This is a genomic window from Neptuniibacter pectenicola, from assembly GCF_001597735.1.
Lineage (GTDB): Bacteria > Pseudomonadota > Gammaproteobacteria > Pseudomonadales > Balneatricaceae > Neptuniibacter > Neptuniibacter pectenicola.
In genome coordinates this window covers 1-12,789 of sequence record NZ_LUTS01000018.1, presented here as the reverse complement: position 1 = coordinate 12,789, position 12,789 = coordinate 1, and the positions used below count along the sequence as shown (strand labels likewise).

General features: G+C 45.6%; 13 protein-coding genes. 12 read left to right on the top strand and 1 reads right to left on the bottom strand.

What is annotated here, in order from left to right:
• The first annotated feature begins 66 nt into the window (after positions 1-66).
• From A3773_RS15805 to A3773_RS15765, 9 genes are all read left to right on the top strand, one after another.
• Positions 67-486: an ATP synthase subunit I gene (locus A3773_RS15805; protein WP_067988123.1), complete on the top strand. Its 420-nt coding sequence runs from the start codon at positions 67-69 to the stop codon at positions 484-486.
• A gap of 16 nt (positions 487-502) precedes the next feature.
• Positions 503-1,324: a F0F1 ATP synthase subunit A gene (atpB, locus tag A3773_RS15800; RefSeq protein ID WP_067988119.1), complete on the top strand. Its 822-nt coding sequence runs from the start codon at positions 503-505 to the stop codon at positions 1,322-1,324.
• Positions 1,325-1,417: 93 nt separating this feature from the next.
• Entirely contained in the window at positions 1,418-1,642 is a 225-nt protein-coding gene (gene atpE / locus A3773_RS15795) for a F0F1 ATP synthase subunit C (protein ID WP_425461977.1), read from the top strand.
• A 61-nt stretch (positions 1,643-1,703) separates the two neighbouring features.
• Positions 1,704-2,174 (top strand): F0F1 ATP synthase subunit B, encoded by a 471-nt coding sequence (locus tag A3773_RS15790; protein ID WP_067988116.1) that lies wholly within the window; start codon positions 1,704-1,706, stop codon positions 2,172-2,174.
• 14 nt (positions 2,175-2,188) lie between these two features.
• Positions 2,189-2,722 carry a F0F1 ATP synthase subunit delta gene (locus A3773_RS15785; RefSeq protein WP_067988113.1) on the top strand — a complete coding sequence of 178 codons (534 nt, stop codon included), beginning with the start codon at positions 2,189-2,191 and terminating at the stop codon, positions 2,720-2,722.
• A gap of 12 nt (positions 2,723-2,734) precedes the next feature.
• Entirely contained in the window at positions 2,735-4,279 is a 1,545-nt protein-coding gene (gene atpA / locus A3773_RS15780; protein ID WP_067988110.1) for a F0F1 ATP synthase subunit alpha, read from the top strand.
• 78 nt (positions 4,280-4,357) lie between these two features.
• Entirely contained in the window at positions 4,358-5,221 is an 864-nt protein-coding gene (gene atpG, locus A3773_RS15775) for a F0F1 ATP synthase subunit gamma (RefSeq protein ID WP_067988106.1), read from the top strand.
• Positions 5,222-5,257: 36 nt separating this feature from the next.
• Positions 5,258-6,634, top strand: a complete 1,377-nt coding sequence (gene atpD, locus A3773_RS15770) for a F0F1 ATP synthase subunit beta (protein ID WP_067988102.1) — start codon at positions 5,258-5,260, stop codon at positions 6,632-6,634.
• A 32-nt stretch (positions 6,635-6,666) separates the two neighbouring features.
• Positions 6,667-7,092, top strand: a complete 426-nt coding sequence (locus tag A3773_RS15765; protein ID WP_067988099.1) for a F0F1 ATP synthase subunit epsilon — start codon at positions 6,667-6,669, stop codon at positions 7,090-7,092.
• 103 nt (positions 7,093-7,195) lie between these two features.
• Here A3773_RS15765 and A3773_RS15760 read toward each other — a convergent pair whose 3' ends face one another.
• Complete coding sequence (locus A3773_RS15760; protein WP_067988097.1) at positions 7,196-7,936, bottom strand: TrmB family transcriptional regulator; 741 nt, start codon at positions 7,934-7,936, stop codon at positions 7,196-7,198.
• 116 nt (positions 7,937-8,052) lie between these two features.
• Between A3773_RS15760 and glmU the strand changes: the two genes are divergently transcribed.
• The 3 genes from glmU to dsdA all read left to right on the top strand — a co-directional run bounded on the left by glmU (position 8,053) and on the right by dsdA (position 12,735).
• Positions 8,053-9,426 carry a bifunctional UDP-N-acetylglucosamine diphosphorylase/glucosamine-1-phosphate N-acetyltransferase GlmU gene (gene glmU / locus A3773_RS15755; RefSeq protein WP_067988161.1) on the top strand — a complete coding sequence of 458 codons (1,374 nt, stop codon included), beginning with the start codon at positions 8,053-8,055 and terminating at the stop codon, positions 9,424-9,426.
• A gap of 3 nt (positions 9,427-9,429) precedes the next feature.
• On the top strand, positions 9,430-11,253 hold the full coding sequence (gene glmS / locus A3773_RS15750) for a glutamine--fructose-6-phosphate transaminase (isomerizing) (protein WP_067988094.1): 1,824 nt from the start codon (positions 9,430-9,432) through the stop codon (positions 11,251-11,253).
• Positions 11,254-11,364: 111 nt separating this feature from the next.
• Complete coding sequence (gene dsdA / locus A3773_RS15745) at positions 11,365-12,735, top strand: D-serine ammonia-lyase (protein ID WP_067988091.1); 1,371 nt, start codon at positions 11,365-11,367, stop codon at positions 12,733-12,735.
• The last annotated feature ends 54 nt before the right edge of the window (positions 12,736-12,789 follow it).

Genomic DNA, 12,789 nt, shown 5'->3' with positions numbered 1-12,789 from the left:
GCTATGTATGCTCCAAAATAAAGCGCATTAAGAAGCGCGATGAAAATCGTTTGAAAGGTTTTACTAATGACAACGGACAAGGCTACTCCAAAGCAAGGTGTCCATAGTCGTAGAACACGAGCAAAGATTTTTAGAGTTTTCTTAATACAAGCAGTGTTGTGTGTGATCGTCGCAGCGGTATTGTTACTCGATAATTTAGTGACTGCGTGGTCGGCCCTGCTAGGGGGAGGGTTATACCTCATACCTAATCTTTATTTTGCGCATCGTGCATTAGCTTTTCGCGATAAACAGAGCGCGGGAAGGGCATTGGCTGAAATGTACGTGAGCCAAATATGGAAAATGGGAATAAGCATACTCGGTTTTTCAGCTGTGTTTATTTTGATTCAACCACTGAATCCATTTTCCCTATTTGGCACATTCATCTTGATGCAGATATCAGCATGGTTTGCTCAGATGAAACTAAATAACAAATTCCTAAAACTTTGAACGAGAGAAACTGAGAATGGCTAGCGGAACTGTCACATCCTCAGAGTATATATCCCATCACTTGACAAACCTTACGTTTGGCAACCACCCTGATCATGGCTGGAGTTTAGCTCACAGTGCTCAGGAAGCTGCTGAAATGGGTTTTTGGGCAATCAACGTAGATACTATGGGCTGGTCTATAGCCTTAGGTGTTCTATTCACTTGGTTGTTCCGTAAAGTAGCAAAAACAGCTACTTCAGGTGTACCGGGTAGTACTCAAAACTTTGTTGAAACGATCATCGAATTTGTTGATGAAAACGTTAAAGGTATTTTCCACCACAAAAATGATCTGATAGCACCGCTGTCATTGACAATTTTTGTCTGGATCTTCCTCATGAATACAATGGATTTGATCCCAGTCGATTGGATTCCATTTATAGCTGGTGAAATGGGCGTCCATTTCATGAAAGTGGTACCTACTACAGATGTAAATGCGACTGCCGGTATGGCATTGAGCGTGTTTGCACTTATCTTGTTCTACAGCATCAAGCAGAAAGGGCTAGGTGGTTTCTTAGCAGAACTATCATTCCAGCCTTTAGGCAAGTGGATGCTACCGTTCAACCTTTTCCTAGAACTTGTCGGATTGTTAGCTAAGCCTATATCACTGGCGTTGCGACTGTTCGGTAACATGTACGCTGGTGAAATGATCTTCATCCTGATCGCTTTACTACCGTTCTGGGCGCAGTGGGTACTCTCTGTACCTTGGGCAATTTTCCATATCCTGGTAATTACCCTGCAGGCGTTCATCTTCATGGTCCTAACAATTGTTTATATGGCTATGGCGTATGATCACCACTAAGGGTGGTTGTAGATAAAGAAAAGTAGTAACAAACAGAATTTTTAGAAATTTTTTTTAAATTTAAAACTTAAAGTGGAGATAAAACTGATGGAAATGGCATTGCTGTACATCGCTGGTGCGCTGATGTTGGGTCTAGGCAGCGTGGGTGCTGCGGTTGGTATCGGTATCCTAGGTGGTAAATTCCTAGAGGGCGCTGCTCGTCAGCCTGAACTGATTCCTCTTCTACGTACGCAGTTCTTCATCGTAATGGGTCTAGTAGATGCTGTACCTATGATCGGTGTTGGTCTTGGTCTGTACGTACTGTTCGCTGTTGCGTAAGTAACTACAAGTCGTAAGACTGACTTGTCGATTAACTTAATCAACCGCGAGAGGTAATGGCGTGAATATCAATCTAACCATCATTGGTCAGGCCATCGCTTTCTTTATTTTTGTTGTTTTCTGCATGAAATTTGTATGGCCACCAATTACGGCCGCACTAGCAGAGCGCAAAAAGAAGATTGCAGAAGGTCTGGACGCTGCTGATCGTGCTGAGCGTGATTTACAGTTGGCTCAAGAAAAAGCAACTGAAAATATGCGTAAAGGCAAAGAAGAAGCAGCCGCCATCATTGAACAGGCCAACAAGCGGGCTAACCAGATCATTGAAGAAGCTAAAGAGAAAGCTGTTGAAGAAGCAGGTCGTGTTAAAGCGGCAGCAACAGCAGAACTAGAACAAGAAGTTAACCAAGCACGTGAAGCATTACGTGGTCAGGTAGCTGCTCTAGCCCTAGCGGGTGCAGAGAAGATTCTAGAAGCGTCTATCGATGAAACGGCACATGCACAGCTTGTTGAAAAACTGGCCGCTGAGCTTTAAAGCGAGGTTTAACGATGGCTGAAGTCAACACTGTCGCTCGGCCTTATACCAAAGCTGCTTTTGAGTATGCAATGGATAAGGGTAACCTTGATCAGTGGTCCGCTACACTTTCTCTGGCTGCAGCTGCAGCGAGTGATGAAAAGGTAGCGAGTGTACTGAGTAACCCTGCTCTTACAAACGCACAGAAAGCTGACCTTATGGTTGGTATTTGTGAAGATGCAGATGAGGCGGGCAAGAATTTCCTTAAGCTTTTAGCTGGGAACAAACGTTTGGCATTACTGCCTGAGATATGCGAACAGTTTAATAGACTGAAAGCAGATCAAGAAATGTCACTAGATATTGAAGTGACAACGGCGTTTGAACTGCTAGATTCACAGCAGGAAAAACTTGCACAGGCACTGAAAACCAAACTAGGTCGTGATGTAACACTGACCTCTCATATAGATAAGTCTATTTTGGGTGGTGTAGTGGTTCGTACAGACGATTTAGTGATCGACGGCTCCGTTCGTGCTCGACTTGCGAAATTGGCCGAAGCGATGAATTCCTGAGGGGAATAAAGCATGCAGCAACTGAATCCTTCTGAGATCAGTGAGATTCTCAAGAAGCGCATTGAAAACATCGATGTGACTTCAGAAGCCCGTAATGAGGGCACTGTAGTTAGCGTTTCCGATGGTATCATTACGATCCACGGACTTGCTGACGTAATGTACGGGGAAATGATCGAATTTCCTGGCGGTATCTATGGTATGGCTCTTAACTTAGAGCGTGATTCCGTAGGTGCTGTTGTATTGGGCGACTACCAAAACCTAGTAGAAGGTGCGACTGCACGTTGTACTGGTCGTATTTTGGAAGTGCCAATTGGTCCGGAACTGCAGGGTCGCGTAGTCGACGCTCTGGGTAACCCGATCGATGGTAAAGGTCCAATCGAAACAAAATTAACTGACGCTGTAGAAAAGGTTGCACCTGGTGTAATCGAACGTCAGGGTGTTGATCAGCCAGTTCAGACTGGTTTGAAAGCAATCGATTCCATGGTGCCAGTTGGCCGTGGTCAGCGTGAGCTGATCATCGGTGACCGTCAGATTGGTAAATCTGCGATTGCTATCGACGCTATCATCAACCAGAAAAATACAGGCGTTAAATGTATTTACGTAGCCGTAGGCCAGAAACAGTCTACTATCGCTAACGTTGTACGTAAGCTTGAAGAGCACGGCGCAATGGATCACACCATTGTTGTTGCTGCTGGTGCCGCTGACCCTGCAGCAATGCAGTTCTTGGCGCCTTATGCTGGTTGTACAATGGGTGAATACTACCGTGACCGTGGTGAAGACGCTCTGATCGTATACGATGACCTGACTAAACAGGCATGGGCTTACCGTCAGATCTCCCTATTGTTACGTCGTCCACCAGGACGTGAAGCATACCCAGGTGACGTATTCTACTTGCATTCTCGTCTACTCGAGCGTGCTTCGCGTGTTAACGCTGACTACGTTGAGAAATTCACCAATGGTGAAGTTAAAGGCCAGACTGGTTCTTTAACATCTCTACCTGTAATCGAAACACAGGGCGGTGACGTTTCTGCGTTCGTACCAACAAACGTAATCTCCATCACTGATGGTCAGATCTTCCTAGAATCTGATCTATTCAACTCAGGTGTACGTCCTGCGATCAACGCGGGTCTATCGGTATCTCGAGTAGGTGGTGCAGCTCAGACTAAAATCATCAAGAAGCTAGGTGGCGGTGTTCGTCTAGCATTGGCTCAGTACCGTGAGCTAGCAGCGTTCGCACAGTTCGCTTCTGACCTTGATGATGCGACTCGTGCTCAACTTGAGCATGGTCAGGCTGTAACTGAGCTTATGAAGCAGAAACAGTACTCACCAATGTCAATTGCTGACATGGGTTTGAGCTTGTTCGCTGCTAACGAAGGTTACCTATCTGGTGTGGAATTGAACAAGATTCTAGACTTTGAAGCTGCATTGATCTCTTTCTTCAACAGCGAATATGCTGATCTGATGACTGATATCAATAAGTCTGGCGCATACTCTGATGAGATCGCTGCACAGTTCAAAGCTGGTATTGAAAAGTTCAAGTCTACCCAAACTTGGTAAGAGCTCGTTACGAGTGAGTGATCTGCATGATGTTATTCATGCAGATCTAACACTAAGTCAAGGTTAATAGGCGGAACTATGGCAGTCGGAAAAGAGATTAAGACAAAGATTGCGAGTGTGCAGAGTACGAGGAAGATTACCAGTGCCATGGAAATGGTTGCTGCTTCTAAGATGCGTAAAGCACAGGATCGCATGGAGTCATCTCGGCCGTACGCCCGGAGTATCCGTGGTGTAATTCAGCACCTAGCCGGGTCTAATCCTGAGTACAAACATCTGTACATGCAGGAGAGAGAGACTAAACGCGTTGGTTTCATTGTTGTTGCAACCGACCGTGGCTTGTGTGGTGGTTTGAACGTGAATGCGTTCAAAGCAGCTGTTAAAAGCATGAAAGAGTTTCATGACCAAAATATCGAAATTGATATTTGTTCACTAGGTAGCAAATCTGCAACGTTCTTTAAGAACTATGGCGGAAACGTAGTTGCTGCTAAAACCCATTTAGGTGATGCGCCAGAAGTCGCTGACCTAATTGGTGCTGTGAAGGTCGTGCTTGATGCTTACGATGAAGGAAAACTGGATAAAGTGTTCATTGTATCTAACGAATTCGTTAATACGATGACCCAGTCACCTAACATCGAACAGGTGCTTCCACTTAAGGCAGAAGATGACGATGAACGTCTCAATCATCATTGGGATTACTTGTACGAACCAGATGCTAGAGAGCTTTTGAATGGCTTACTGGTACGTTACGTTGAGTCCTTGGTCTATCAGGCCGTGGTTGAGAACAATGCCTGTGAGCAGGCAGCACGAATGCTAGCAATGAAGAATGCAACTGATAATGCTGGCGATATGATTAACGAGCTTGAAATGATTTATAACAAAGCTCGTCAAGCGGCGATTACTCAGGAAATATCTGAGATCGTTAGTGGTGCTGCGGCTGTTTAATGCAGTAAACAGGTTCAATTTTAAGAGGATCCGAACATGAGTAGCGGAACTATTGTTCAGATTATCGGCGCTGTAGTAGACGTGGAATTCCCACGTGACTCAGTACCGAAGATTTATGACGCGTTGACAGTCGGCAAAACCGGCTTGACACTAGAAGTTCAGCAGCAGCTGGGTGATGGTGTAGTACGTGCGATTGCAATGGGACAAACCGAAGGCGTAAGCCGCGGCTGGGAAGTATCGAACACTAATGCACCAATTTCTGTACCTGTAGGTACAGCGACGCTTGGTCGTATTATGGACGTACTAGGTAACCCAATTGATGAATGTGGCGCTATTGGTGAAGAGACGCGTATGCCGATCCACCGTAAAGCCCCTTCATACGAAGAGCAGTCAGCTTCTAACGATCTTTTGGAAACAGGTATCAAGGTTATTGACTTGGTTTGCCCGTTTGCGAAAGGTGGTAAAGTTGGTTTGTTTGGTGGTGCCGGTGTAGGTAAAACAGTAAACATGATGGAGCTGATCCGTAACATCGCGATCGAGCACTCAGGTTTCTCTGTATTTGCGGGCGTAGGTGAGCGTACTCGTGAGGGTAACGACTTCTACTATGAGATGAAAGAATCCAACGTATTGGATAAAGTATCTCTAGTATACGGCCAGATGAATGAGCCTCCAGGTAACCGTCTACGCGTAGCGTTGACTGGTCTTACTATGGCGGAAGCGTTCCGTGACGAAGGTCGTGACGTACTGTTGTTCGTAGACAACATCTACCGTTACACCCTTGCGGGAACCGAGGTATCTGCACTGCTAGGCCGTATGCCTTCAGCGGTAGGTTACCAGCCAACACTAGCGGAAGAGATGGGTGTTCTTCAGGAACGTATCACTTCTACTAAGACTGGTTCTATCACATCTATCCAGGCTGTATATGTACCTGCGGATGACTTGACTGACCCATCTCCAGCGACAACCTTCTCACATCTTGATGCGACTGTTGTATTGTCTCGTCAGATTGCAGAATTGGGTATCTACCCAGCGGTTGACCCACTGGATTCAACGTCACGTCAGCTTGATCCATTGGTTATCGGCCAGGAGCATTACGATATTGCTCGTCAGGTACAGGGTGTTCTTCAGCGTTATAAAGAGCTGAAAGATATCATTGCTATCTTGGGTATGGATGAGTTGTCTGAAGAAGACAAACAGGTTGTAACGCGTGCTCGTAAGATCCAGCGTTTCCTATCTCAGCCATTCTTCGTTGCTGAAGTATTCACTGGTTCTCCAGGTAAGTACGTATCTCTTAAAGATACAATCAGTGGCTTTAAAGGCATCCTTGAAGGACAGTACGACGACCTACCAGAACAAGCGTTCTACATGGTTGGCGGTATGGACGAAGCGATCGAAAAAGCTAAAAGCATGTAAATGCGTTTAGCTAACCTTTACGAGGTATAAATATGGCTATGACTGTTCATTGCGACATCGTTAGTGCTGAGAATGAAATTTTCTCAGGCCTGATCGAATTCGTATCCGTAACAGGTAGCCTGGGTGACTTGGGTGTTTACCCAGGTCACGCTCCGCTTCTGACGGAACTGAAACCAGGACCTGTCGAATTACGTAAACAGGGTGGCGAACAGGATATTTTTTATATATCCGGTGGCTTTTTTGAGGTTCAACCTCATAAGGTAATCATTCTTGCAGATACAGCTCTGCATGCTGGTGACCTGAACGAAGCCGCAGCGCAAGAAGCTCAGAAACATGCTGAACAGGCAATGGCTAATAGAACTTCCGAGTTCGAATACTCGAAAGCCGCTACACAGCTTGCCGAAGCAGCCGCTCAGCTTCGTACTCTACAAGAGATTCGTAAAAAGTTGGGTCGTTAAGACCTCTTTTTATAATCAACGATTCAAAAGGCAACCTTCGGGTTGCCTTTTTCGTTTCTAAGGGAAAATTTCCAAGAAAAAGTGCTGATCATGAGGCTATCGTCTACAAAAGCCGCCATAAGGTATTAAAGATAATCTTTTGTGCTGCGGCCACCTCGGCTGAATTAATCACAACGGCGGTAGGGTAGTTATCTGACGCGAGGGAGATGATTGCACATTTGGGAGGGTAGATCGCGATGTATGCCGCATCAACTTTACCTTCAGTCTTAATCCATTTACGTTCTGATAACTCCGCATCCTCCCCACCATCCCCTATGGCTATCACTTGTACGCTAATACCACGCTGTATGCGTTGATTTGTGAAGTTTGGGAAGGGTCGATAGAGGTGCTTCCTAATCGGCTTGGAGGAGAAGACTGAGTAGCTGTCCTGATCGGAATTAGTCACCGAGCTGAGAATGTCTTTTAGCACATGCTCAATGCCCGCGTCCCCCTCATAAAATTGCACATTGGCTGTATTAAAATCAGGTTTGAGGTGTTGTAGCTCAGGAATGATGCTCTGTTTAAGTGTATCTATCGCACGTTCAATGCCTAAACGACGCTCCTCTGCCAGCTGAAGTAGGTAGTCAGGATCAACAGGGGAGAATAAGCGACGCCTTCCTTTGGGAAGGTAAGTCACGATCCCTTTTCGTTGCATCTCTTTTAAGCTTTCATAAGTGCTGCCACGATTTATGTCAGATTTATCAGCAATTGATCTTATGGAGCTCGCACCCAGTGATAAAAGTGCTTTATAAATCACTATTTCACGTGGGGTTAGGCCAAGTAATTCAAATATTTCATTATTCATAATTGTCATAAAATTTGTGACAAAAGGGATTGTGTGAAACTATTATTACTTTAAAGTTAGGCGATAATAAAGCGATAATTATCACTAGAGCACTCCCACAAGGAAAGTTAGACACTATGTCAGTTGACGTTGTCATTTTAGCTGCAGGTCAGGGCAGCCGTATGAAATCAAACCTGCCAAAAGTACTCCATAAAGTAGGTAGTAAAGCGATGGTGCAGCATGTGATTGATGCTGCTTCACATATGGTCGATGTTAAAACCCATGTTGTTATTGGTCACGGTGCGGCGCTTGTACGTGAATCTCTTGCCGGACAAACCCTTAATTTTGCCCTACAAGCTGAACAGAAAGGTACAGGGCATGCGGTTGCTCAGGCGATGCCATCGGTTGCTGAAGATAGCGTAGTACTGGTGCTTTATGGTGATGTGCCTTTGACCCAGCCTGAAACCATGAACCAGATGGTTGAGCTAGCGAAACAAGATAATTTTGCGTTGCTTACGGTTAATCTTAATGATCCAACCGGTTATGGTCGCATCGTACGTAATGCAGAAGGTGATGTGATTGCGATTGTTGAGCATAAAGATGCTACAGCAGAACAACATCTTATAAATGAAGTAAATACGGGTATTTTAGCGGTTAAAAGCTGCTATCTTCGCGAATGGTTGCCAAAACTCTCCTCTGAGAATGCCCAAGGCGAATATTATCTAACCGATATTATTGCTATGGCAGCGGGCCAAGGTTTGGTTATTAAGACCATTCAGCCGGATGCGGAAGAGGAAGTACAAGGGGTCAATAACCGTATTCAGTTAGCTGAGTTAGAACGTTGGTATCAATTGCAGCAAGCGGAGCAGTTGATGCTGTCTGGAGCAACCTTAGCTGACCCTAAACGTATAGATGTGAGAGGCAATGTAAATTGCGGTCAAGATATCATTTTGGATATCAATATCGTTTTCGAAGGCGAGGTGACACTGGGTGATAATGTTGTTATTGAGCCTAACTGCTATTTAAAAAATTGCACGATTGGTACCGGTTCTCATATAAAAGCAAATACGTTGATTGAAGACTCAATCATTGGTGAAGCCTGTGATATAGGGCCATTTGCACGGTTACGCCCAGGTACTCTGCTCGCCAATAATGCCAAAATCGGAAACTTCGTCGAAACGAAAAAAGCGATTGTAGGCGAAGGGTCAAAAATCAACCATCTCTCTTACATTGGTGATGCAATCTTAGGAAAGAACGTTAATGTAGGTGCTGGAACCATTACCTGTAACTATGACGGTGTGAATAAATCGACAACCGAGATCGCTGATAATGCATTTATTGGTTCTAACACGGCTTTAGTCGCGCCGGTTAAGGTGGGAAAAATGGCCACAGTCGGCGCCGGTTCAACGATCAGTAGAGATGTAGAAGAGGCTGAATTAGCCATTACCCGTGCTAAACAACTGTCTTTCAATAACTGGAAGCGCCCTACAAAATTGACTAAAGAGAATTAGATTATGTGTGGAATAGTAGGCGCAGTTGCTGCACGTCCTGTCCAGAATATATTGATTGAAGGCTTACGTCGGCTTGAATACCGTGGTTATGATTCAGCGGGTATTGCCCTTTATAGCGATGGGCAAATTAAACGTTGTCGCCGTAATGGTAAAGTACAATCCTTGGCGGATGCCCTTGCCGAGAATCCATTGGTTGGAACAACCGGTATCGCGCATACCCGTTGGGCTACTCATGGTGTACCCCATGAACGTAATGCGCACCCGCATATGTCCGCGGATATTCTTGCGGTTGTACATAACGGCATTATTGAGAACTTTGAAGTACTGAAAGAAGGGTTACAGGAAAAAGGCTATACCTTTACGTCGGATACCGATACAGAAGTGATCGCTCACTTACTTGCTGAGCATTTAAAAACAGAGCCTTGTTTACAACGTGCGGTCGCCCATATCATTACTCAATTGGAGGGTGCGTACGCCTTAGGTGTCATTCATAAAGATGCACCGGACCAGCTTGTTACGGCACGTAAAGGTAGCCCTTTGGTCATTGGTGTAGGTATAGGTGAGAACTTTATCGCATCAGACCAACTGGCATTACTGCCGGTAACTGACCGTTTTATGTTTTTAGAGGAGGGTGATGTCGCGGTTTTAACCCCCTCTGATATTCAGGTTTATGACGCCAATAATAATAGGGTTACACGTAAAGTAAGCCAGTTTGCACATGGTGTGAGTGCGGCGGAGAAAGGTGAATTTAAGCACTACATGCTTAAAGAGATCTATGAGCAGCCGGCGATGATAAAAGCGTGCATGGAGGGCCGTATTAGCGGTGATAGATTGCTTGAACAATGTTTTGGTGCGAATGCTGCGGATATCTTTGATCAAGTAAAACAGGTCCAGATTATCGCCTGTGGTACCAGTTTCCATGCGGGCATTATTGCTAAATATTGGATCGAAGCATTCGTTGGTATTCCTTGCATGATCGAAGTGGCCAGTGAGTATCGCTATCGCCCCGTTGTGATTCCGCCGGGCACCTTATTTTTAACGATCTCTCAATCAGGAGAAACCGCAGATACATTGGCCGCTTTACGTGAGGTCCAATCGCGGGTATTAGCCTCTTTAGTTATCTGCAATGTTCCCGGAAGCTCGTTAGTACGTGAATCAGACCTGTGTTTAATGACCAATGCGGGCCCTGAAATTGGTGTGGCATCAACGAAAGCGTTTACAACTCAGTTAGTGGCGTTGATGCTAACGACTATAGCGTTGGGTCGTCGTAATGACCTAACGGCTGAGGTCGAAGCTAAAATTATTCGTGCATTAAAAGCGTTACCTGAGCAGGTAGAACAAGCGCTGGCCATGGATAAAGACATTGAAGAGATGGCGCAATCCTTTGCTGAGAAACATCATGCTCTATTTTTAGGTCGAGGCACGTTATATCCAATCGCTAAGGAAGGGGCGCTTAAACTTAAAGAGATCTCCTATATCCATGCCGAATCCTACCCCGCAGGTGAGCTGAAGCACGGTCCTTTAGCCTTAGTTGATAAAGATATGCCGGTTGTCGCTGTCGCGCCACAAAATGACATGCTGGATAAATTGAAAGCGAACCTACAAGAAGTTAAAGCGCGTGGTGGTCAGCTATTCGTTTTCGCTGGCTCGGACCGAGTACAATCAGAGGACGCCACCCATGTGCTGACGATGCCTGACTGCGATGAGATTATGCAGCCAGTGCTATATACCATCCCCCTTCAGCTCCTCTCTTACCATGTTGCTGTGTTGAAAGGCACAGACGTTGATCAGCCACGTAACTTAGCGAAATCGGTTACAGTGGAGTAATGGCATTATCCCCCCTTGATTGATTTATATCGGGGGGCTTTTCTGCATGACAGCGTGGCGTGATTAGGCCCGCTTATTTTCAATACTATTTAACGGTTTGAGTCGGAAACTATGTACGTTATTGACGGGACACCGATAGAGCAGTGGAAACAAAGCCATCCATTGCTTGATCCCTTAATGGCTGCTCAGCCTTGTTGCTGGATTAATGAACAGAAACGGCCTTTTTTGGCTGCCCAGCCAGACCTACCTTTAAAACTCTCTGATATGTCGGATGCCGCCTCTAGGCTGGCACGATTTGCGCCTTTTATCGCCCTTCGTTTCCCTGAAACGCTGGATAATAGTGGCTTGATTGAATCACCTTTGCGGCCAATATCTCACTTTAAAGCTGCGCTTGAAAAGCAGTATGGACGGGGTTTTCCGGGTCAGCTTTATTTGAAATGTGATAACGCCTTACCCATTTCTGGCTCGATAAAAGCACGGGGTGGTATTTATGAAGTTCTAAAATATGCCGAAACGACGGCTCTATCATCAGGGCTGTTAAAGCAAGGGGAGTGTTACAGTCAATTAGCGGCTCCAGAGGTGAGGGCTTTATTTAATCAGCATCAAGTCGTTGTTGGTTCAACCGGTAACTTAGGTCTGAGTATTGGCATTATGGGGGCGGCTTTAGGTTTTAAAGTGAGCGTTCATATGTCGGCGGATGCGCGGCAATGGAAGAAGGCGCTATTGCGTTGTAAGGGTGTTGAGGTTATCGAGTATGAAGAGGGTTACAGCAAAGCGGTAGCAGAGGGGCGTAAGCAGGCGCTGGAAACCGAGAACTGCCATTTTGTCGATGATGAAAATTCGATGGATCTTTTTTTGGGTTATAGCGTTGCGGCTGAACGGCTTAAAATACAGTTAGACGAACAGAATATTCAGGTGGATGCTGAACACCCGCTGTTTGTTTATCTACCTTGTGGTGTCGGCGGTGGACCCGGTGGTGTCGCTTTTGGTTTAAAGCAGCAGTTTGGCGATAACGTACATTGTTTTTTTGCTGAGCCAACCCATTCACCGTGCATGCTTTTGGGGATGTATACGGGCTTACATGATCAAATCAGTGTGCAAGAGATAGGGCTTGATAATAAAACTTGTGCCGATGGCTTGGCGGTTGGCAGAGCATCCGGGTTTGTGGGGCAGGTTATGGCGCATTTGCTGAGTGGTATTTTTACCGTGAATGACGACACGCTCTATAAGCTGCTTGTCTTGATGAAAGATGAGGAGGGCGTCGCACTTGAGCCGTCAGCTTTAGCGGGTGCACCGGGACCCTTCCGTTTGTTCGATGAGGGGCAGTCCTACCTAAACAAGTATCAGTTAGGGGACAAGATGGATAATGCCACTCACATTGTTTGGGCTACCGGCGGCAGTATGGTCCCCAAAGAAGAGCAAGATGCCTATTACCGTTTGGGGCAAGGCTTATTACACGTGACCCGTCCTAAAATACGTTGACGGTTTTTTATTAAAGCCAGTTGAGCATTCAACTGGCTTTTTTATGCACTTCAG

Bases quoted from the DNA above. Each gene is read 5' to 3' on its own strand.
- A3773_RS15805 (WP_067988123.1), top strand. From the start codon at position 67: ATGACAACGGACAAGGCTACTCCAAAGCAAGGTGTCCATAGTCGTAGA.
- atpB (WP_067988119.1), top strand. From the start codon at position 503: ATGGCTAGCGGAACTGTCACATCCTCAGAGTATATATCCCATCACTTG.
- atpE (WP_425461977.1), top strand. From the start codon at position 1,418: ATGGCATTGCTGTACATCGCTGGTGCGCTGATGTTGGGTCTAGGCAGC.
- A3773_RS15785 (WP_067988113.1), top strand. From the start codon at position 2,189: ATGGCTGAAGTCAACACTGTCGCTCGGCCTTATACCAAAGCTGCTTTT.
- atpA (WP_067988110.1), top strand. From the start codon at position 2,735: ATGCAGCAACTGAATCCTTCTGAGATCAGTGAGATTCTCAAGAAGCGC.
- atpG (WP_067988106.1), top strand. From the start codon at position 4,358: ATGGCAGTCGGAAAAGAGATTAAGACAAAGATTGCGAGTGTGCAGAGT.
- atpD (WP_067988102.1), top strand. From the start codon at position 5,258: ATGAGTAGCGGAACTATTGTTCAGATTATCGGCGCTGTAGTAGACGTG.
- A3773_RS15765 (WP_067988099.1), top strand. From the start codon at position 6,667: ATGGCTATGACTGTTCATTGCGACATCGTTAGTGCTGAGAATGAAATT.
- A3773_RS15760 (WP_067988097.1), bottom strand. From the start codon at position 7,936: ATGAATAATGAAATATTTGAATTACTTGGCCTAACCCCACGTGAAATA.
- glmU (WP_067988161.1), top strand. From the start codon at position 8,053: ATGTCAGTTGACGTTGTCATTTTAGCTGCAGGTCAGGGCAGCCGTATG.
- glmS (WP_067988094.1), top strand. From the start codon at position 9,430: ATGTGTGGAATAGTAGGCGCAGTTGCTGCACGTCCTGTCCAGAATATA.
- dsdA (WP_067988091.1), top strand. From the start codon at position 11,365: ATGTACGTTATTGACGGGACACCGATAGAGCAGTGGAAACAAAGCCAT.